Below are 22,021 nucleotides of genomic sequence, written 5' to 3' on the forward strand. Positions count from 1 at the left end.
TTTTAACGAAAATAATCAGGATATGTCTTCTTTAGTTCCTCTTTTTCAAAGTTAACTAAGTTTAAATGTATCCCTATTAGTTTTTCTGCTTCGTTTGTTTTCTTTTCCTTTATAAAATGAAAGATATCTTTATGCTGAGAAACAAGCATATCCCATTCCAGATTGGATTCCAATCGAAGAACACGCAAGCGGTCAAAGTGACTATTCATTTTTCTAATCATCTTCCAAGTTCTCAGCTTGTTGCATCCTTCAAATAATAAACGATGGAACTGATCATCCAATTCCAATAATTGATGGCAGGATTGATTTTTTAAGCATAATTCCTGCATGGCAATATTAGATTCCAATTTAAATAACTGCTCTTGTTTAAAAACCTGACAAGCTTCTTTCACAACTGCTTTCTCCATATTTTCCCGGACAAACCTTGCTTCTTCCACAAGCTCTAAATCAATCAAGGAAACAATCGTACCAATTTGCGGATATATCCCCAGCAAATCTTCTTGTGAGAGCTTTAAGAAAGCTTCTCTTACCGGAGTGCGACTTACATTTAACTCACTTGCGATTTCTTGTTCAGAAATCTTTAGCCCTGGTTTTAACTCTAATTCTGTAATTCTATTTTTTAATGATTCATACACAAAATCCCTCGTAGAGATATTTTCCTTTTTCCGAATCGTAACGATTATACTCACCTTTTCCTCGGTATCCTAATTATACTAGTATGGTAGTTCGTATTTTCATTATAGAAGGTCTCCACTGGAATTTCAATCCCCTTTATTAGATTAATTTTTCATTTCTGACTATTTTAACTTTTATGGATAAAGGGAAAATAGGCGGTTGCCATTTTGAATCAAGAATTAAAATTTTTTAAAATCATAATTTATATTCTATTTTGCTCATTAATGGCTTTTTTCAGTTGCTTTAAACTATGATCGGTAGCATTAAAACAACTCCCATATTAATAGGGAGTTCTCTACCATCTTATTTTTGCTTTTTCATATACTCCAATACTTCTTTATCAATTAGACCTATCTTTTGTTCTCTTTCTTCAAAATTCTCCGTATGAATATAGCTTTTTAGTGCGTCTAATATTTTTGTGGTCGTTTCGTTTAGATAGCCTAATCTTTGTAAGTGAATCGTAAGTTCTTCTTTGGTCTTTCCTTCTATCGATACAATATTTTCTGGTTTAGATGGGGCGAAATAGAGCTGTTGTAATTGGTAGATACGTGTAAGTTCTTTAATTGGCTCTTCGTGATCTTCTACTCGCAAGTCAATATAACGATCATTGAAGCCGCCATAGCCGCCTTTTTCCTTTACAACAAGAAGTGCTGCTGATTGCTGTCCTCTGCTGTCGCCGCCTGCATCCTGACCTGCTTGCAATGCTGCAAGTAGTCGCACTGCCAAGCTTCCTTCCGTTTGTTGAAAAATAGCCCCCATGTCCTTTACTGTATTTTCATCCACGAGAATATTTCCTTGGGCTGCAAAATGAGGACCCGTTACTCCTCCTGCCCAGTCATAACATTCGCTTCCAGTGAAGGTTGCCGCATTGCCATTTGCATCAATAAAACCAACCTGTCTTTGTTCTCTTCCAGGATCTTGTGCTAATAACGCATGCAATGCCTCCTCTGCCGACCTTCCTTCCTCCATTAAACGCAAGCCTTCTGGACCAAAGGATGTGTTTGCATAAGATTGCGTTGCTACTGCTCCCGCGCCTGCTTTTGCCCATGGAACAACGGCTCCAACACCAAGAAACTTAGATTGGACTGCAATCCCCCATTCCTTCTCCTCTGGATCAAAGCCAACAATCGAAAATGTCATTATACAACCTCCTCCTTCATTTAAGCCAAGAATATTGCTCCATACACTAGGGAACCCGCTATTACATATGCTGGATGAATCTTTACCTTTTCCAATAAAATCAAGCTGATAGCACCTATAAATACAGTTTGCAAGATTCCTATTCCATGATAGGAATTCTGAAAAAAGCTAATCGTCATCATGGCAAGTAAGACAGCAATCACAGGTCTCACTAAGTTTGTCAGCAAACTCACTTTAGGTGAATCTTTAAAATTCATTAACAGCCGTAATAAGGCAATCATTAATAATAAGGACGGGGCAACCGTTGCAAAGACCCCAATACTCGCACCAATTATTCCACCTTCTTGAAATCCAATATAGCCTGCCATTTTAGTCGCAATCGGACCTGGCAATGCATTTCCCATTGCCAGTATTTCACTAAATTCATTTTCGGTTACCCAGCCATACCGATCGACCACTTCGTTTTCCACTAAGGGGATCGATGCTGGTCCACCTCCATAGCCGAGAATACCTGGAAGAAAGAATGCCCAAAAAATATGCCAATAGATCATGATGCCTTCACCTCTTTAACTTCCTCTTTCTGCTTCTTGCTAAGTAAAGAAACGACAATGACAATTCCTATGACAATCGCAGGATGGATTTGGAGAAGGACTAAAAGAATAAGACTTGCGGCCATCAACCCAATCGTCAGCGTCAGCCGAAAATGACTATTTACTTTCTTTAGAAAATCTACTGTCAATACTCCTAGCATTACACCAACCACAGGAACAACAGCCTTTGTCATTCCTAATACCCAAGGCTTATCTTTAAAGGAATTTAAAAAAGTTAATAATACAATCATTAATAGTATCGTCGGAACAACCGATGCAATAATAGCGTTTATCATCCCGAATACACCCTTTACTTGCCAGCCAATATAACCAGCCATTTTGGTGGCAATTGGGCCTGGCAACGCATTTCCTAATGCCAAAACATCAGAAAACTCATCATCTGTCATCCATTTATATTTATCCACTACTTCCTTTTTCACAAGAGGAATTGAAGAAGGACCACCGCCATATCCTAAAATCCCTACCCGAAAAAAAGCAAGAAATAGATGCCAATGTGTCATAAACTCAACAACCTTTCTGCAGCTTTACCAGGAGGCAATCGTTCCATCTGTTCTTGATTCTGTTCCTCCAATTAATACACCTGTTTCTTCATCTCTCCAGATAATCTGTCCTCTGCCGAAATGTCCAAACTCTGTAGCCGTTTGAATCTCATGTCCCCTCCTTGCAAGTGCTTGAGCTAAATAGTTAGGAAAATGCGGCTCTACTAGTATCTTCTTCCCTTCCGTCCACTGCCAGCGCGGTGCATCTAAAGCCGCTTGTGGATTCAAATGAAAGTCGATTGTATTGGTGACAATTTGAAAATGACCTTGTGGCTGCATATAACCGCCCATCACCCCAAAAGGTCCGATTGGCTTATTATCTTTCGTAAGGAATCCAGGGATAATTGTATGATAGGTTCTTTTCCCCGGTTTTAATGCATTGGGATGGGCTGGATCAAGGGAAAAATCATGCCCCCTGTTTTGCATGCTAATCCCTGTTCCGGGAATGACAATTCCTGAGCCGAAGCCCATGTAATTACTTTGAATATAGGAAATCATATTTCCTTCTTCATCTGCTGCGGCTAAGTAAACCGTTCCTCCCTTTGGAGGTGATAGTGGTTCAGGAGTAATAGCTTGATCGCCAATTTTTTCTCTTCTTAAAGCAGCATATTCTTCGCTTAATAATTCCTTTACTGTATGAGGCATTTCCTTTTCATCGGTAATAAATGCTTTCCCATCTGTAAATGCAAGCTTCATTGCTTCTATATGTTTATGGTATGTATCAACGGAATCCTTCTCTGTTAACTTGAAGCCTTTAGCAATATTAAGTGCCATTAATGCAACCAAACCTTGTCCATTCGGCGGAATTTCCCAAACATCATAGCCTTTATAAGAAACAGAAATTGGCTCCACCCATTCAGGATAATAGCGCTCTAAATCTTCTTTTTGAAGATAGCCATTATGCTCTTTCATAAACTGTGCTATTTTATCAGCTAATTCTCCACGATAAAAGCTTTCTGCATTTGTTTCTGCAATAGAGCGCAATGTAGAAGCATGACCTGGTGATGACCAAATCTCCCCGATTTGCGGTGCTTTTCCATTAGGAGTAAACGTATCAAACCAAGGCTTATATTCATCACCTTGAAAACTTTCTTTAAAGCGATTATAGGAAAGATCCCAATACTTTCCGAGAGTCGGGCTGACTGGATAGCCTTCTTCAGCAAGACGAATAGCTGGTGCCAATGTTTCTTTCAAAGGTAATTTTCCAAACTTTTCTGAAAGTGATGCCCAGGCAGATGGAGCACCTGGCACTGTTACCGGAATAACACCATGGGTTGGTATCTTTTCTAGCCCCTTTGCTTTTAACGCATCAATGGATATGGAACTTGGTGCAGGTCCACTTGCATTTAATCCATGCAGCTTATCCTTGACCCATACAAGCGCAAATGCATCTCCCCCGATTCCATTAGAAGTTGGTTCCACTACTGTTAATGCTGCGGCTGCTGCAATTGCTGCGTCAATCGCATTTCCGCCCTTTTGTAAAATCTCTAAACCAGCTTGAGCAGCAAGAGGCTGCGATGTAGCAACCATTCCCTTTTTTGCAAAAACAGTATTTCGCTGGGAAGGATAAGGGTGATACAAGTAATCTAGTTTCATCTTAATTCAATTCCTTTCCGACATAATGACAGGCAACAAAATGATCCGCTTCTGCTTCTTGCCACTTTGGCTTTACTTGTTTACATAGATCTGTTGCTATCGGACAGCGTGTATGAAATGGGCAGCCAGAAGGAGGATGAGCCGGATTAGGAATTTCTCCTGTTAAGCGAATTCTTTGCCCTTTTGCTCCCATTTTAGGACGTGGAATCGAGGATAACAACGCTTTAGTATAAGGATGAAGCGGATTTTCGTATAATTTTTCCGAAGAAGCAAGCTCCACTGTATTTCCTAAATACATAACTAAAACCCGATCACAGAAATAGCGAACAACCCCTAAGTCATGTGAGATAAATAGATAGGTTAATTGATATTTATCCTTCAGTCCCTTCATTAATTTTAATACTTGGGCCTGAACAGATACATCTAATGCTGATACCGCCTCATCACAAATAATAAGGGAAGGATTAAGAGCTATTGCCCGGGCAATTCCGATTCGCTGACGCTGTCCGCCACTAAATTCATGGGGAAAGCGGTCATAATGCTCTTCCTTTAACCCCACTTCTTGTAGTAGCTCTATTACTCTTTGTTTTCTTGCATCTTTTGATAGATTGGTATGAATGACAAATGCCTCTTCTAATGCATTCCCAATTTTTTGACGAGGATTTAAGGAAGCATAAGGATCCTGAAAAATCATCTGCATATCCTTTTTAATTGCTTTCCGTTCCTTACTAGAAAGCTCCTGCGTATTCCGGCTCTGGAAATACACCTTTCCATCGGTTATTTCTTCTAAGCCGAGAATCGTTCTGCCAAGTGTGGATTTCCCGCACCCAGATTCGCCAACAATGCCAACGCTTTCTCCCTCGAAAACTTCTAAACTAACATTTTCAACAGCTTTGACATGGCCTTGAACACGCTGCAATAATCCGCCTTTAATAGGAAAATACTTTTTAACCCCATCTAATTTAAGAAGGGATGGTTTCTCGATCGTCTGCATGTATTTCCACCTCCTCTTGCAACCAGCATTTTACGCGATGAGCGTAATGGAGCTCATATTCACCAGGTGATGTTTCTTTACATCGGTCTGTGGCAAATCGACAGCGCGGATGAAAACGACATCCACTAATTTCCTCATTTAGATTAGGGAGTGACCCAGGAATAGCTTCCAGTTCAAAAGATGGATCATCAATATCTGGTACAGAGTTCAGAAGACCTCTTGTATATGGATGCTGCGGATTTGTAAAAATGCTCTCCACATCGCCTTCCTCCACCTTTTCGCCAGCGTACATCACCATTACTCGGTCCGCTATTTCAGCAACTACACCCATATCATGAGTAACCATAATCACACCCATACCTAGCTGTTTCTTTAAATCATCCATTAAATCTAATATTTGTGCTTGAATAGTTACATCTAATGCCGTTGTTGGTTCGTCCGCAATCAATAACTGAGGACGACAGGATAATGCAATCGCAATCATGACCCGTTGTCTCATTCCGCCACTTAATTCATGGGGATATTGCTTCATTCTTTTTTCAGGATAAGGAATACCTACTTGTTTTAAAAGTTCAATTCCTTTCTCATTAGCCTTTTGCTTAGATAACTGCTGATGAAGCATAAGGGGCTCTCTTAGCTGATATCCTATTGTCAGCACTGGATTCAATGCCGTCATTGGCTCTTGAAAAATCATGGATATGTCGCGACCACGGATAGAACGTAATTGTTCCTTTGTTAGCTTTGATAGATCTGTTCCGTTAAAATCAATCGTAGAATCTTTGCTTATATAGCCATTGCTTGGAAGAAGCCCCATGAGTGAAAGGGAGGTAATACTTTTCCCACAACCGGATTCTCCGACAATGCATAATGTTTCTCCTTTATCTAAGTCAAAAGAAATTCCTCGTACAGCTGATAATTCCCCATCAGCTGTACGAAAATTTGTCCGTAAGTCTTTTACAGATAATAGCTTCTTCTCCATTTTTTATCCCTACTCTCTGTAAACTTTATATAATGACCAAGTTCCTGTTGGATCAATGTCTAATCCTTTAACTGATTTATCATAAGCAAGTGTTACTACGCCATGATTCATGACAATCGCAGGAGCGTCTTTTACAAGAAACTCATTAGCCTCTTTTAATTTCGCTGCACGAACATCTTGGTCTACACTTTCACGACTTTCATCTACTAATTTATCAAATGTCTCATTGCTGTATCTCACCATATTAGAGGAACCAGCGTTATCTGTATGGAAATTCGGATATAATAATTCACTTCCATCAGCTGTTGAGTTCGACCAGCTTAAGAAGTTCATTTCATACTCTCCGTTGCGGCTTGCATCTAGAAATGCTCCCCATTCCATTGTTTCAATTTTGATTTTGAAGCCAGCTTCCTGTAATTGCGACTGACTAATTTCTGCCATTTTCATATAATTCGCTCTGTTTGCTACAAGTAATGTATATTCTTTGTCACCAAAACCGTTTTTCTCAACTAATTCTTTTGCTTTATCTAAGTTGTAATCATAGCCAGCATCATTGCTTGCTTCATCATACCCAAATACCTTTGGTCCGATAATACTGTTTCCTGCAACTCCTAAACCATTAAGCTGTTTTACGTATGCTTCACGATTTAATGCATACGCCACCGCCTGGCGGAATTCCAGATTATTCATTGGCTCTTTTTCCATATTAAAGCCAAACCAATAAACAGGTGTTCCTTCTTTCTTCTGCACTTCTACATTTTTTAGTCCTTCGACACGAGACAATTGCTCTGTTGGAATACCATCAATGAATTGAACATCTCCTGATTGCAGCATAGAAATAGCTGTTGTCACTTCTGGTACCACTTTAAAAGTAATTTTGTCTAGTTTGGCTTCTCCTTGCCAATAATCAGGATTTTTTTCTAATACAACTGATTCACCTGGTGTCCAGCTTACAAATTTGAATGGACCTGTACCGACAGGATTTTTCATTAAATCACCATTTTTATCTGCTTCTGGACTAACAATAGCTGCATTAGAATGAGAAAGTGCCGCTAACAATGCACCATAAGCATATTTCGTTTTAATTTCTACTGTGTAGTCATCTTTGACATTGACAGATTCAATTGGTTCCAACAAGGAAGCACGTGGTGCCGCTGTTTTTGGATCACGGAATTTATCAAATGTATACTTTACCGCCTCAGCATTAAAGTCTGTTCCATCTTGGAATTTAATTCCTTCCTTTAACTTAATTACCCATGTTAATTCATCTGGATTTTCATAAGATTCCGCTAAAAGTGGTTCAATTTCCATTGTTTCTGAATTACGAGTAAACAATGTTTCATACACTTGCTCATTGACAGAGGAAGAAACAGAATCATTTGTTAAAATGGGAGATAACCCTACCACATCTGTTGTCGTTGCATAGGTTATTTCTTGGGCAGCGCTTTCTCCTTTTGCTCCTCCACTCGAACTTTTCGAACAGCCAGCTGCTACTACCAGCAATAATGCCAGCATGGCGAATACTATCTTTTTCATTAATAACTCCCCTTTGTCATTTGTTATTGATTAAATTTCATATTTGGATCAAGCGCATCTCTTAATCCGTCTCCCAGCACATTAAAAGCAAATACTGTTAGCATAATGGCAACCCCTGGAATAATCGTCATATGTGGTGATGTCCACATATACGCCTGCCCTTGGGAAATCATTGCTCCCCATTCAGGTGTTGGCGGCTGAGCCCCTAATCCTAGATAACTAAGAGAAGCGGTAGAAAGGATAGCCGTCGCCATACGCATTGTTGCAAACACGATAATTGGTGCTGTACAGTTTGGCAAAATATGCTTAAACATAATGCGCAAATCGCTTGCTCCAAGTGATTTAACTGCAAAGACATATTCTTGCTTTTTCACCGATAACACCGAGCCTCTGACAATTCTGGCACAAGAAGGAATAGACCAAATACTTATTGCAATGGCCACATTTACTAAGCTGGTGCCGAGGACTGCAATGATAAGCATGGCAAGCAAAATCCCTGGGAAAGAAAATAATAAGTCTACTATTCTCATAATGATTCCATCTAATTTTCGATAATAGCCTGCAAGTAACCCCAATGTAATCCCGCCTATTAAGCCAAGGGCAACGGCAATACTTCCAACAATAAGAGAAATTCTTGCTCCATAAGCAATTCGACTCCACATATCTCGCCCATAATTATCAGTACCTAGCCAATGTCCTTCGGAGAACATCGGTAATTCGGTTGCCTCTAAGTTTTGGCGGGCTGGATCATAACTTGTTATAAGAGGAGCGGCAATCGCTATTGCAACCTGCAAAATTATAATTATCAGCCCAATAACAGCTAAACGATTTCTAATCAACTTTTTCCAGGTAGATAAGAGAAATGAATCCTTTTTCACCTTCTTTCCTACTGGTGTTATTTGTGAATTTGTTACTGTTTCCATTCGTTTCCTCCTTTCCTAGTTGTCATAGCTAATTCTTGGATCTACAAAAACATAGATAATGTCGACAATTAAATTGACTAAAACAAACAGGGAAGCAACCAATAATACCGACCCCTGGACCATTGGAAAATCTCTTGAAGCAATGGCATCAATCATTAATCTTCCAACACCATTTATCGCAAAAACCTGTTCGGTAATAATCGTTCCGCCTAATAATGCCCCAAAATTAACGCCAATTACCGTAATCACAGGAATCATGGCATTTTTTAAAGCATGCACTCCTATAATCGATTTTTCTTTTACCCCTTTTGCTCTTGCTGTGCGTACATAATCAGCTTGAATGACCTCTAGCATCGATGATCGACTCATTCTTGCAATCATGGCGGCTGAACCTGTTCCTAATGTAATAGCAGGAAGAATTAATTGCTGCATTCCCTCTATCGTCCAAAACGGTGCATCCAATCCACCAACCGGAAGCATTTGTAAGTTGACTGCAAATACAAGAATCAAGATTGAGCCAAGCCAAAAGTTAGGAATCGATATACCGCCTAATGAAAAGACAGTGCTAAATACATCCAGCCAAGAATTTTGTTTAAGTGCTGAGATAATACCGGCAACTAATCCAATAACAACTGCGACAATAATACTTGCTATCGCCAAATTTAAAGTATTCGGAAATCTCACCGCAATAGCTTCTGAAACAGATTGCTTTGTCTGATAAGAATAACCAAGGTCACCCTGCAGAACATTTTTCAAATAATCCCAATACTGAACAAGAAAAGGTTTTTTTAAGCCAAGGCTTTCTTTAATCGCATCAATATCTGAAGAAGATGCCGTCGGTCCTGCTATGATGGAAGCTGGATCACCTGGTGCCAAATGCATACTAGCAAAAACTAAGAAAGATATTCCAATAAGTAATAGCACAAGCTGAAATAACCTTCTAATAATCATGGAGATCAATCATCTCACCTTCCCCTCTTTGTAAAAATATCCAATTATTATTGCTTTCAAAAGGAAATCAAATCACTTTATTTGATTAACAAACGAAAGCAAATGATTAATATTCATGATTATAAGACAGTTACAAACAGAATTCTAGTTATTTTTCTAAAAAATTTAATAATTTTATATATTCTATATTTATAGAAAATAAGAAAACCCTTTCGCATCTCTAATATTTACTTTCTCGAAATAATAATATGTTTTTCACAAAGTATAAGAGAAAAATTACTAGAGAGTATGAAAGGTGGATTAATTTAATAATCATTCATTTTTCAGTATCTTTATTCTGAATTAATTTCTTATAGTAATTTAGTTGCTTGAATTCCTTCTTATTTACTAGGGATGTAAAAAGATTAATACTATTTCAAGAAAGTAAATACGCTTTTACTTTTTGTTGGAGTTTTTTTTTAAGAATTTGTAAATTTTATTGGGGAGAATTGGTTTAGCTTTCTATTATTTTACAATTACGGTATTTAAGAAGGTTGATTGGCTAGGAAGTTTCTGTTGTGGCAAGCAAGTGTTTTACATGTAGTTCATTATGTAAAGTGTTTTTTAAGAAAGAAGGTTTGCGGGAATCATCCACTATACTTGATTAACGTAGGGCAACGGAGGACATTAAACTTTTGCAGGAAATAGAGGTAAGCCTGTGCCCCACATAATTTCTTTTCTTATTTACGGAGCAAAGTCAATTTGCCCAGTAAACAATAGGATAAAGATAATTATCCAAAATAAAAACAAAGAGGAGGAAAGTATTAAAGATATAACAGGGATTGTTTTTTTCTCTTGCGCTCCAGTCACTCGCTTTCCGCGGGGAGGAAACTGAGCCTCCTAACTGCGCTGCGGGGTCTCAGCCTTTCCTCTATTTCCCGCAGGAGTCGAGTGTCTTCCGCTCCATTTCACTAATCTTAAAAATGGGGTAAAAAACAAAAATAGATTCTATTTATCATTTGTCTAATTCAACAAATGATTATTCAGCTTCAAGCATTGCCTTTTTAGTTTTGTCCCAGCCCCATATACATCAAATTTTTAAACCATTTCTACTTTTAAACCTTCTTAAAAGGATATGGCTTTCTACTCTTGTGATGCCTTCTAGGGAATATAATTCGTTGTTTGTGAAGCTTTCTAGTGCTTCGAAGTCTTCGACGAGAACGTGCATATGTAAGGTACTTGGACCCGTCATTTGATAACAGCTGGCCACTACAGGATTTTCTGCTAGCGTTTGGGCTACTTGAATGAGGGAAGCAGGCTCGCAGTCTACCTCAAAAAAGGCAGAAACTGTTTTGCCTACTTTTTCTGAATTGATAACGGCACTGAATTTTTCAATCACTCCATTTTCGATTAGCTGGCTGACACGCTCTCTTATAGCAACTCGGGATAATTGAAGCTCTTTTCCGATTTCTACATATGAGAGTCTTCCATTTTCTGTTAATAACGCTAATATCTTTTTATCTATTGCATCTAACTTCACTTAATCACCACGCATCTTCTGTTTTAAAATATGTTTCATTATAGCTTGTCGATAGGAAATAAGAAAGCACTTTTTAGAATTTTCAAACTTTCTAGACTGGTAACAAAATCGAATGGAATATTTAGTTGAAATGTCTATTGACTTATGGGTTTTTAACAGATTTTTCTCGTGTATTATATAAGCACATAGAATAAAGCCTGCAATTTGTCATTGCAGGCTTTACCATACTTATTGAGCTTCAATTAAGCCATACTTTCCGTCTTTACGTTTGTAGACGATATTGGTGTTGTTTGTTTCTGCATCTGTGTAGACGAAGAAGTTATGACCTAGTAAATCCATTTGCAGGATTGCCTCTTCACTATCCATTGGTTTTAGATTGAAGCGTTTTTGGCGGACAATCTCTAGCTCCTGTTCTTCTTCCTCCACATTTGGTGTACTTTCGTAAGAACCAAATAATTCATTCAGATTCCCTTTTTCTCTATGCTTACGATTTACTTTTGTTTTATGTTTTCTTATTTGTCTTTCTAATTTATCAGAGATTAAATCAATAGCTGCATACATATCGATATGATCTTCTTCTGCACGTAACAGCAACTGGGACATTGGAATTGTAACCTCTACCTTGGATGTTTTATCATTGTACGTTTTTAAATTCACATTTACTTGTGCATCTGGTGATTCAGAAAAATATCTTTCTAATTTAGAGATTTTCTTTTCGACATACTCTCTAATTGCTGGAGTTACCTCAATGTTTTCTCCTCTAATGTTGAAATTCATAAGTTACTCCTCCTTTATAGTTTCCAGTGCAAGTCTTATTTTTTCCTTATAGGAAATGAAAATATACCATATAAGGAATTATTTTGACTATACTATCTATTTCTATCATACCCTGGCAAAATCCTGCTAAAACGATAAGAAATTTCGACAAAATTGTGAACTTTTTAAATACAAACGCTTACTATTATTCTATCAAAAATTATTTTCAACAAATTTTTATGTTAGAAAATGTTTCAAATCGATTAACAGCGGTTATATATACACCATAATCAAAACATATAGCTCGTACGAAAAGGAAATGGCTGATCACCTAATAAAAGAACTAGTTCTTTGAAAAAAGAAGATAGGCAAGTGTTAGTATAACTATTTATTTCTATTTCAAAAGTAGAGGCTATTGAAGTTAAATATCTATACAACCATTCTCTCTTTTGAAAAACATTTCGACATAATCTATGAGAAGAAGCCTATATTCCTAACAATAGATGGAATTATGAGTATTACTTATTTGGTCGGTGTCGAGTTTTAGCGAAATTAATCAAAATATTTTTACAATTCAATGTTTTATATTTGCTACAATGAACACATTAAGAATTTAACCTGGAGGTAAAAGAATGAGTGAAGCAATTTTGCAAAATCAGCCTGAATTAGAATTAATAGAAATGGAAGAGGAAGAGTACTATTACAAGATGTGGGAAGACGATCGTTTATAAGCGAAATAGATCTACTTGATACGAAAAGGAAGAACATTTGCTTTTTTAAGAAGTGTTCTTAAAATTTGAAATCTTCCTGGTAAAATAAGTAATAAATTACTTTCTTTTGAATTTCTAACAAATGAACTTTGATAACGCATACTGGAGGGATCTATTTTGAATAAAAAATGTATTGCAATGCTATTGGCTGGCGGAAGAGGGACAAGACTAAAAAAACTAACAGAAGAATTAGCAAAACCGGCAGTACCTTTTGGGGGAAAATACCGAATTGTTGATTTTACATTAAGTAATTGCCGTAATTCAGGAATAGATACTGTTGGTGTATTAACACAATATCAGCCGCATGTACTGCAAAATTACATTAAAGACGGAAAAGATTGGGATTTGGACAGCAGAGATGGCGGACTTAGCATCCTCCCTCCATACCAATGTGGTACAGAAGAACGCTGGTATGATGGTACAGCCCATGCTATCTATCAAAATATATCCTATATTGACCAGTATAACCCGGATTATGTTCTTGTTATTTCTGGCGACCATATTTACAAAATGGATTATAATTTAATGCTGCAACAGCATATCAAAACAGGTGCAGATGCAACCATTTCCGTTACTGAGGTTCCGTGGGAGGAAGCAAATCGTTTCGGTATCATGAACACAGATGGCAACAATAATCGAATCGTCGATTTTGAAGAAAAACCATCTAATCCTAAATCAAATTTAGCTTCCATGGGTGTATATATTTTCAAATGGAAAACGCTTAAATCCTATCTGCAAAAAGAAGAAAAAAATGAATTATCTTCTAAGGACTTTGGTAAAGATATTATTCCTGCCATGCTGACAGATAACCGTAAATTACATGCTTACACATTTAAAGGTTATTGGAAGGACGTTGGGACGATTGACAGCTTCTGGGAAGCAAATATGGACTTATTATCAAAGGAAAGCAATATCTTTCTAAATGACAAAGACTGGACCGTATTTACCCACGAACAGTGCTACGCCCCGTCCTATATCGAATCTTCCGCTACCGTAAATCGCTCCATTATCAGTGAAGGCTGCGAAATTTATGGAACTGTTGAAAACTCTGTTATCTTCAATGATGTCATTATCGGAAAAGGAGCAATCGTCAAAGATTCCGTACTCCTGCCTGGAACCGTTATCGGTGAAAATGTTGTCATTGAAAAAAGTGTAACGGCATGCAATGTAACAGTGGGAGATCACAGTATTATTGCTCCAAAGGACGCTGATTCAGAAATTATTTTGATCGGTGAAAGTATTGAGAATAAGCAGACTCGTGTTGGGTTGTCTCGGGTGATTTGAGTATAATAACAATAAAAATGTTGTTACCTAAAAGGCAACAACATTTTTATTTTTTCTTATCATAAAACATACCATCTGTAGAAATATTTCCACCGTAGGGATCATTATATTGATTAATCCTTTTCTTTCTCACTTGCTGCTGCTTTAAGTCCGTTTTTACTTTCCTTTGCAGAATAATCATTTTATCCTTTAGGAGTTTCTCTGAAGCCAGCATTTCTTTTTTATCTGCTTCACTGATATTCGGCCATAAAGGAAGCTGATTTAATAGTTCTTGCCTCTTCTCTAGTAAATCATTTATTTCCTTTATAACAATTTCTCTATCATCCATCTTTCCTTCATCTATAGTAAGAAGCCCAAGCAGCTTTTTAGTACATTCTTTATAGTCAGTTAATAGACTCATTATGCTAATCCATTAGAAGGTCCATTATCTTTTTTCGCTAATTTCATTACTTCTTTCCAAGTATCACGGAATTCGATAACGTAACCTTCGACTTCACTTAATATATTAATATCATTCTTAGTGTTAGCTTCCACTAATCTTCTGTAAATATAGTCATACATTTGGAGCATATTCTTAGAAATATCAATCTCTAAATCTAATGTAATCATCAATTCATTAATGATATTTTGGGCTTTACCAAGATTTTCATTTCGTTTTTCAATATTTTTATCCTCAATAGCTCTCTTGGCTAATGTAATAAATTTCAAACAACCATTATATAGCATAAGAGTCAAGTCACCGGGAGACGAAGTATTGACTGCGTTTTGCTTATAGGTTTGGTATGGTTGATTAATTGCCATTTACTTATTCCCCCTAAAATTATTATTATGATGCATTTTGCGCAAAAAAGCCTGCTAGTTGCGAAGATTGATTATTTAAATTCTGTATAGCTTTTTCCATTGCGTTATATTGTGCCCAATAACGATCCTCTATTTGCTTTAAACGATATTCTAGAGATTCAATATCATCATCAATTCGTAGCATATCTTTACCAATGGTATAGTTATACTCCGTTTTAAACGTATTACCTGCTTTTTCCTCAATTTGTTTCATTGTATCGGATATATTCGTTCTTAATCTTCTCGCTAATCCTTGTTGATCAGATGTCGGGCCATCCGCCATAAATAACTGATACACCGCTTCCGGATTATCCTCAATTGCAGCTTTTAATTTATCTTCATTAATTTCTAACTTACCACGTTCTAAATAGTCCTTCGTAGTGGTAATCCCAATTTCAGCCAATTGATTATATTTTTCATTTGTTTTTGTCGTATCATTAACTGTTACAGACGCATATAAGGAGTTTCTCATTTTATTTAAACCAGTTGTTAAAATAGAATCTCTCTTAAGTAAACCACTTTTCGCCTTTTCTTCCCACTGCTCAATTTCCTTTTCACTCATAGCCGCCTTCTCTTCATCCGTAAGTGGCTGAAAACCTGAATAACGCTCAGCAGTAAGTTCTGTATTAACGGCACCGATTGTTTCATTATATTTATCTACAAAAGATTTTATCGTATCAAAAATACTATCTGTATCAGTTTGAATATTTACATTCACACTTTCACCGGCAGTCGTATTTTTATTTAAATTAAAGGTAACATCGTTCATGATAAAGGTATTAGATTTTCTAGTAGTCTCTAAACCATTAATCGTGAATTTAGCGTCCGTACCCGCAGTTTTTACAGATAATTTTAATACATCAGTGAAAAAGTTATCAGTCCCAGGAAAATCCTTTTCATCGCCAGTGTCTAAATTTCCTGTAGCTGTACGTTGTGCTACTACTTTGTCAGTACCAGTATCGTAAAACATACTGATACCAACATTGGAGCTATTAATTTTACTAAACATACTATTTAATGAAGTGGAACCATCAATTTTAAAACTTTGCTTATTTTTTGTTCCATCTTCGTTGGTTGTTTGAATATCAAATTCTAAATAGCTGTTTTTTGTACCAGTTAACTCAAACGTGCTATCCTCAGCTAACGGTTCGCCAAAAACCACTCTTCCCGTTGCCGGATCAATATACACTGTATCCGGATTTTTCGTGGCAGGAACATCGCCACTAATTAATTCAATCGTATATGATTTTTTTAAGTTGTTATTTGAATCGTATACATCAAGTTTTCCACTTTCAGTTCCACCACTTAAATTACTTAATGATGTTCCAGATAAGTAAAGCTCTGTTCCACCACCAGTTATTTTTTGTGTATAAGAGTCCCCATTCCAAGCTATACCTGATTGAGATAATTTACTCTGCTGAGAAAGTAAACTTTTTGTAGGATCAATTTTTTCATCAAGCCCTTTACTTATACTTAATTTTTCACTCGTACTTGCACTTTCTACTCTCGCAGAAGTAGCCATCGTAACATTAGAAATATTATAAGAAACGTTTCCTGCATTTGCACTTGCGCTTACCGATACAATGTCCTTATTCGATGAAACAGCTGTTCGTTTCATCATATTTGACTGTTTAAAAACTCCCTCAAAAATAAATGTATCAAACTCTTTCAATTTAGCATTCATTGTTCGATAGTTATCACGTTGCCATTCTAAGATTTGCTTTTTTTGATTAAGTTTGTCTAGGGGTAAACGCTGCACTTTCATTAATGAATCGACAATCGATTGCGTGTCAAGTCCACTGGCAAGACCGGTGAATTTTATTGAATTTACACTCATTATAAAACCTCCTATAATTTAAAGCTTTTTATCGATAAATATTCCGATAAACTCTGTCATTTTTGCATAGATGTCTAGAAGTTCTTTAGATGGTATTTCTCTTATAACCTTATCTGTAGCTTTATCAACGACTTCTATATAATACCGTTCTGTTTCATCATGGACCTTAAAATTTATAGAAGTATAATGTGGCTTTAAGAATTCATTGATACTTGTTACTATTTCTTCCGCTTTCTCTTTTTTCAGAACATTAGTCGAATCTTCTGAAAGAGTATCCACTAATTTTGAATAGTTATTATTTACGCTTATTTCATTATCATTTCTGGTTGAGTTCACTAAGTTAGATATAGTCGATTGTTGATTCATCTCCAATTTCATCCATATAACAGCTCCTCTATCAGATCCTTTAACTTTTATATCGGATACTCTAAACATTTATTAACAAAAAAGTTATTTCAATTGTTAATAAAATGGAATAAATGCGGAACATTACCTTTTTTTTGAAAAATAGACGATTACTTTCTGTACAGCTTTTATTACAGATTGCACATCATCATCTGTCATTTTCGGAAATAAAGGAAGGGTAATTGCTTCTTCATAGTAGACTTCAGCGTTAGGACAAATCCCTTTCTTATACCCTAAGTTCTGGTAATAAGCTAAAGTATGAACTGGGATGTAATGAACATGAACACCTATATTTTCAGCACGTAAAGCTTCAAATATTGTTTTTCTATCTGCACTTAAACTGTCTAATCGCAATCGAAGCATGTATAAATGCCAGCTAGATTCACCATCTGCCTTTTGAAAAGGTACCACTACATTTGGAATGTTATGAAAAGCAGCTGTATATTGATTAGCAATCTCTCTGCGTCTTTTCACAAAACTATCTAGTCTTTTTAATTGCGAACATCCTAAACTTGCTTGTATATCTGTCATTCTGTAGTTCATACCTAAATCAACCATTTCATAGCACCATGGCCCCTCATCCCCTTTTAAAGTATCCTTCGTGATGCCATGTGATCGAAATAAACGAAGTTTTTTTGCATATTCTTCTGAATTAGTGACAATAATGCCACCTTCACCGGTTGTTATATGCTTGACAGGATGAAAGCTGAACATCGTCATATCAGCTTGTGAACCAACTTTTTCTCCCTTATAGGAGGCACCAATCGAATGTGCACCGTCTTCTATAAAAACTAAATGATGCTTTTTACATAACGCTTTAATTTCATCTAGATCCGCCGGCTGTCCCGTATAATCTACGGCAATAACAGCCTTTGTTTTAGAAGTAATAAGTTTCTCGATACTTTTGGGATCAATGTTATAAGTTTGATTATCAATATCTGCAAAGACTGGTTTTCCTCCCATATAAAGAACACAGTTGGCGGACGCTGCAAATGTCATTGGGGTTGTAATGACTTCATCTCCATCATCTATGCCAGCTGCATAACAAGCACCATGCAGAGCAGCCGTGCCATTTATAAAAGCAACGGCATATTTTGTGCCGGCATATTCTGCTATCGCCTGTTCAAATTGATCAATTTTAGGACCCTGTGTTAAATAAGGACTTTGCAATGTTTCTACAACTGCCTGTACATCTTCTTTGGTAATCCATTGTTGCCCATATGACAGAAAATCCTGTCTTACTGGTTGTCCTCCATACATTGCTAATTCCATTTCATCTTCCTCCTTTGGAAAAAAGCCACCTTACATTAGGTGACTTTTAATCCATTCTTCCGTTTCTTTTAATCCAGCTTCTAACGTATACTTAGGGCTCCAATTTAATAATTGTTTTGCCTTATCATAATTGCATAAAAGTTTTTGAATCTCACTTTGTGGATGAATATGCTCAATATGCTTAATACGCTCTGAATCGCCAACAATTTTAAGAGCTAGTTCATTGATAGAAACATCTCTGCCTAAACCAGCATTCACAATTTCTCCATTTACAGCATCGGAATATCCAGCACTCACAACAAATTCCGCACAGTCTTCCACATATAATAAATCTCTTGTTTGCGTTCCCTCTCCATATATATGAAGCTGCTCTCCAGCTAATTTTTTCTTCAGAAAAATGGCTACTACGCCACCTTCTCCTCCTGTTTTCTGAAATGGTCCATATGTATTAAACGGACGGATTACAACAGTTGGTAAACCGTAAGCATGATAATATGACAAAACCATATTTTCCGCTGCAATTTTACTTCCTGCATATGGAGAAGCTGGTTTAATCGGATGCTGTTCTGTTATCCCAGTTTCATCTGTACATTGATCATACACCATACATGTACTCATAAATACAACCTTTGTGTTGTTTTTTCTACACTGTTCCAATACATAGAAAGTTCCGATAGTATCGTTGTTAAAAGTTGTTCGAGGATCATCAATCGAATCTTGGACATTAATAGATGCTCCAAGATGATAACAAGTATCGAAGGACGCTTTAGCAAACAATTCCTCTAGCAATCCCTCATCCTTAATATCTCCAATAATGAATTCCTCCAGTTGATCTTTAAATTCCTCAATATTTTCCTCACTGCCATTAGATAAATCATCTAAAATCCAGACTTTATGTCCATCTGCAAGCAGCTTCTTTGCCACAGCTCTGCCAATAAAGCCTGCTCCGCCTGTTAATAGAATATTCTTCAAATTTAATCCTCCTACTGAATTGCTCTTAAACCTTGATGTATATCAATAGTCTCTAGTATTTTTAATGCTCTATTAATCCATGTATGATTTTGATTGGTTTGTTCAAATCCCTTATTCGCTATATTTTGTAACAATTCTTCATTCTCCAAATAAGCTTTTATTCTTTCAGGGAGTAATGGATCATTATGTTGATAATAGATAATGTCATTGTTATGGGTATACCTTTTACTTATATAGCTATTTTCATCTGTTAAACAGGTAGCTCCCATCATCATACTATCAAAAATTCTTTCATGCGTTCCATTTGGAAAATTAGGAAAAATATTAAGTGCTATTTTTGTTTCCTTTAATAGCTCCTTCATCGCAATAGCATCTACTGATGAATATATCTTAGCTTGTGAATTTTTCTTACCTTCCAAAAAGTCCCACCCGCTTCCATAAATAGAAATGGGACAATCAAGTAAACTCTCTATAAGCTTCCTTCGTCGATAAAAACGAGTGTATCGATCAATTTCATATAATAATTTCCCTACACTATCAGAATAAAACGTATTGATCTTAATATCCATTTGCTCTAATGTTTCAAAGAAATTTGTCTGCAGATTTTTGTTCGTACCACTTAACAATTTTTCCGATGTGTCAATCATTACTTTGCGTAAACCTGAGGGAAGGTGTTTCCATCCATTTAAAACTTGGTCAGGATTTACTCCACTGCCTGTAAAAAGAATATCAATTTTTCTTTCAGAAATAGGCTTTCGGATTTCATTAGTATAATCTGTGCCATGCGGAATAAAGACTTTAGTTGCCATATTATTTACAAAGTAATTTAAATCTACTAGATGGCTTTTATCAACAAATGAAACAACAAGATTTTTTATCGTAAGTTTTAATCTTTCTAGATGATATAATGGATGGTCGACAAAAAAGGCAAAAAGCGGGATATTAATTACATCATAGAGGGATTTTTCTCCAGATTTTATATCTGCCCCCCAACCATTCATCCCAAAGAAAAAAGATACATTTTCTTCCTTAATCGTAGTTTCTAATTTACCGACCCAATCCTTTTCTAATAAATCGATTTTTATTACTTGAAAACTTAATTTTACAAACGCTAATCCAATTTCTTCTGACATATTACGCATCGAGTTATATTGACTATGACCTAGAAAAATTACAATAGTCTTATTAACTGTTTCCAATCCATCAGCACCCTATTATTTTATTTGAAACAATCCCAAGATAATGGTGTTCCTTTTTTAAAAGATTTCTGAAATTTCATCCCTAATGTCTGTTCAAAATATTTAGGCGCCAACCCTTTACCCGGACGGATAGATCGAACATTTTCAGTAGTAACTATCTCTCCTTCTTCTACATCTTCAACAATATAAAGAGAGCGTCGATGTTCTAAAGAGGCGGATTCATCTTTCGTTGTTCCATAAGTAACTTTCCCTAAACTCTGCCATGCTCGCTTACTATCTTCCACTAGTACTTTCATTTCTTGTGGTTCCATTGAAAAGGTAGAGTCCACTCCACCATCAGACCGTAGTGTAGTAAAATGCTTTTCTATTACGGTAGCTCCTAAAGCTACGCTAGCAACAGAGACACCCACACCTAACGTATGGTCTGACAAACCAACCTCACATTTAAAAAGCTCTTTCATATGTGGAATTGTTCTAATATTGGTATTCTCTGGAGAAGAAGGATAGGTACTTGTACACTTCAATAATATTAAATCCTCACACCCTGCCTCTCTCGCTGTGCGTACTGCCTCATCAATTTCAGCGATACTCGCCATACCAGTAGAAATAATAACTGGTTTGCCTGTCGAAGCGACTTTCTTGATAAGAGGAATATCCACATTTTCAAAAGACGCAATTTTATATGCAGGAACATTTAATGTTTCTAAAAAGTCAACCGCACTTTCATCAAAAGGAGAACTGAAAGCTATTATACCTAACTCCTCACATCTCTTAAAAATTTGTTCATGCCATTCCCAAGGAGTATATGCTTCTTTATATAATTTATAGAGTGAGCTTCCCTTCCATAAATTATTGTCATTCTCAATAAAAAACTCGCCTTCATCAATATCCAATGTCATTGTATCGGCTGTATAGGTTTGTAACTTTATCGCATCGACACCTGCTTCCGCAGCTTTTTCAACAATTTGTAATGCTCTTTCTAATGATTGATTATGATTTCCGGACATCTCCGCGATAATAAAGGGAGGATGATTTTCTCCAATTAATCGGTTTCCAATGCGTATCTCTTTCATTTTTACCCTCTTTTTATTTATTTTTAAATATTGATTTTTCTATGTTTTTTAAATTGGGGATATACCCGAGAATTATTCCTCTGCAAATAAAAGGCAATAAATAGTTTAACTTTATTTTGGTATAAACATTTTATCACTTTTAACAAGAAT

At 36.4% G+C, this 22,021-nt stretch carries 21 protein-coding genes; 1 reads left to right on the forward strand and 20 read right to left on the reverse strand.

What is annotated here, in order from left to right:
• Positions 1-2: 2 nt before the first annotated feature.
• The 12 genes from NSQ92_RS17710 to hpf all read right to left on the reverse strand — a co-directional run bounded on the left by NSQ92_RS17710 (position 3) and on the right by hpf (position 12,240).
• Positions 3-689 carry a GntR family transcriptional regulator gene (locus tag NSQ92_RS17710; RefSeq protein ID WP_235844546.1) on the reverse strand — a complete coding sequence of 229 codons (687 nt, stop codon included), beginning with the start codon at positions 687-689 and terminating at the stop codon, positions 3-5.
• A gap of 289 nt (positions 690-978) precedes the next feature.
• Complete coding sequence (locus NSQ92_RS17715; protein ID WP_341132959.1) at positions 979-1,815, reverse strand: DUF1028 domain-containing protein; 837 nt, start codon at positions 1,813-1,815, stop codon at positions 979-981.
• A 20-nt stretch (positions 1,816-1,835) separates the two neighbouring features.
• The gene (locus tag NSQ92_RS17720) at positions 1,836-2,366 is read right to left on the reverse strand and encodes a chromate transporter (protein WP_047943897.1); all 531 of its coding nucleotides are present in this window, start codon (positions 2,364-2,366) and stop codon (positions 1,836-1,838) included.
• Positions 2,363-2,926: a chromate transporter gene (locus NSQ92_RS17725; protein ID WP_047943896.1), complete on the reverse strand. Its 564-nt coding sequence runs from the start codon at positions 2,924-2,926 to the stop codon at positions 2,363-2,365. Before NSQ92_RS17725 ends, NSQ92_RS17720 begins: the two co-directional genes overlap by 4 nt.
• A 24-nt stretch (positions 2,927-2,950) precedes the next feature.
• Entirely contained in the window at positions 2,951-4,561 is a 1,611-nt protein-coding gene (locus NSQ92_RS17730) for a gamma-glutamyltransferase family protein (RefSeq protein WP_047943895.1), read from the reverse strand.
• Between the two features lies 1 nt (position 4,562).
• Positions 4,563-5,555: an ABC transporter ATP-binding protein gene (locus NSQ92_RS17735; RefSeq protein WP_341152995.1), complete on the reverse strand. Its 993-nt coding sequence runs from the start codon at positions 5,553-5,555 to the stop codon at positions 4,563-4,565.
• Complete coding sequence (locus NSQ92_RS17740; protein ID WP_341152996.1) at positions 5,524-6,534, reverse strand: ABC transporter ATP-binding protein; 1,011 nt, start codon at positions 6,532-6,534, stop codon at positions 5,524-5,526. The genes NSQ92_RS17735 and NSQ92_RS17740 overlap by 32 nt, the downstream gene beginning before the upstream one ends.
• A 9-nt stretch (positions 6,535-6,543) precedes the next feature.
• A complete protein-coding gene (locus tag NSQ92_RS17745; RefSeq protein ID WP_341152997.1) occupies positions 6,544-8,070 on the reverse strand; it encodes a glutathione ABC transporter substrate-binding protein in 1,527 nt (508 codons plus the stop codon).
• Between the two features lie 23 nt (positions 8,071-8,093).
• Positions 8,094-8,993 (reverse strand): ABC transporter permease, encoded by a 900-nt coding sequence (locus NSQ92_RS17750; RefSeq protein ID WP_341152998.1) that lies wholly within the window; start codon positions 8,991-8,993, stop codon positions 8,094-8,096.
• Positions 8,994-9,008: 15 nt separating this feature from the next.
• Positions 9,009-9,953, reverse strand: a complete 945-nt coding sequence (nikB, locus tag NSQ92_RS17755) for a nickel ABC transporter permease (protein WP_341152999.1) — start codon at positions 9,951-9,953, stop codon at positions 9,009-9,011.
• 1,060 nt (positions 9,954-11,013) lie between these two features.
• Positions 11,014-11,463 carry an Lrp/AsnC family transcriptional regulator gene (locus NSQ92_RS17760; RefSeq protein ID WP_341153000.1) on the reverse strand — a complete coding sequence of 150 codons (450 nt, stop codon included), beginning with the start codon at positions 11,461-11,463 and terminating at the stop codon, positions 11,014-11,016.
• 228 nt (positions 11,464-11,691) lie between these two features.
• Positions 11,692-12,240, reverse strand: a complete 549-nt coding sequence (gene hpf / locus NSQ92_RS17765) for a ribosome hibernation-promoting factor, HPF/YfiA family (RefSeq protein WP_144546078.1) — start codon at positions 12,238-12,240, stop codon at positions 11,692-11,694.
• 863 nt (positions 12,241-13,103) lie between these two features.
• Between hpf and NSQ92_RS17770 the strand changes: the two genes are divergently transcribed.
• Positions 13,104-14,273: a glucose-1-phosphate adenylyltransferase gene (locus tag NSQ92_RS17770; protein ID WP_341153294.1), complete on the forward strand. Its 1,170-nt coding sequence runs from the start codon at positions 13,104-13,106 to the stop codon at positions 14,271-14,273.
• 46 nt (positions 14,274-14,319) lie between these two features.
• Here the strand turns inward: NSQ92_RS17770 and NSQ92_RS17775 are convergent, their stop codons facing one another.
• The 8 genes from NSQ92_RS17775 to pseI form a co-directional block, all read right to left on the reverse strand.
• Entirely contained in the window at positions 14,320-14,673 is a 354-nt protein-coding gene (locus NSQ92_RS17775; protein WP_341153001.1) for a hypothetical protein, read from the reverse strand.
• Positions 14,673-15,074 (reverse strand): flagellar export chaperone FliS, encoded by a 402-nt coding sequence (gene fliS, locus NSQ92_RS17780; RefSeq protein WP_341153002.1) that lies wholly within the window; start codon positions 15,072-15,074, stop codon positions 14,673-14,675. The genes NSQ92_RS17775 and fliS overlap by 1 nt, the downstream gene beginning before the upstream one ends.
• Before the next feature lie 25 nt (positions 15,075-15,099).
• On the reverse strand, positions 15,100-16,950 hold the full coding sequence (gene fliD / locus NSQ92_RS17785; RefSeq protein WP_341153003.1) for a flagellar filament capping protein FliD: 1,851 nt from the start codon (positions 16,948-16,950) through the stop codon (positions 15,100-15,102).
• An 18-nt stretch (positions 16,951-16,968) separates the two neighbouring features.
• Positions 16,969-17,328 carry a flagellar protein FlaG gene (locus NSQ92_RS17790; protein ID WP_186325682.1) on the reverse strand — a complete coding sequence of 120 codons (360 nt, stop codon included), beginning with the start codon at positions 17,326-17,328 and terminating at the stop codon, positions 16,969-16,971.
• Between the two features lie 111 nt (positions 17,329-17,439).
• Positions 17,440-18,627, reverse strand: coding sequence for a UDP-4-amino-4,6-dideoxy-N-acetyl-beta-L-altrosamine transaminase (pseC, locus tag NSQ92_RS17795; RefSeq protein WP_341153004.1), 1,188 nt, complete (start codon positions 18,625-18,627; stop codon positions 17,440-17,442).
• Between the two features lie 30 nt (positions 18,628-18,657).
• A complete protein-coding gene (locus NSQ92_RS17800; protein ID WP_341153005.1) occupies positions 18,658-19,599 on the reverse strand; it encodes an SDR family NAD(P)-dependent oxidoreductase in 942 nt (313 codons plus the stop codon).
• An 11-nt stretch (positions 19,600-19,610) separates the two neighbouring features.
• Positions 19,611-20,798 (reverse strand): glycosyltransferase family protein, encoded by a 1,188-nt coding sequence (locus tag NSQ92_RS17805; RefSeq protein ID WP_047943886.1) that lies wholly within the window; start codon positions 20,796-20,798, stop codon positions 19,611-19,613.
• 20 nt (positions 20,799-20,818) lie between these two features.
• Complete coding sequence (gene pseI, locus NSQ92_RS17810; protein WP_047943885.1) at positions 20,819-21,871, reverse strand: pseudaminic acid synthase; 1,053 nt, start codon at positions 21,869-21,871, stop codon at positions 20,819-20,821.
• Positions 21,872-22,021 lie beyond the last annotated feature (150 nt).

Source organism: Niallia sp. FSL M8-0099, from assembly GCF_038006945.1.
Lineage (GTDB): Bacteria > Bacillota > Bacilli > Bacillales > Cytobacillaceae > Niallia > Niallia circulans.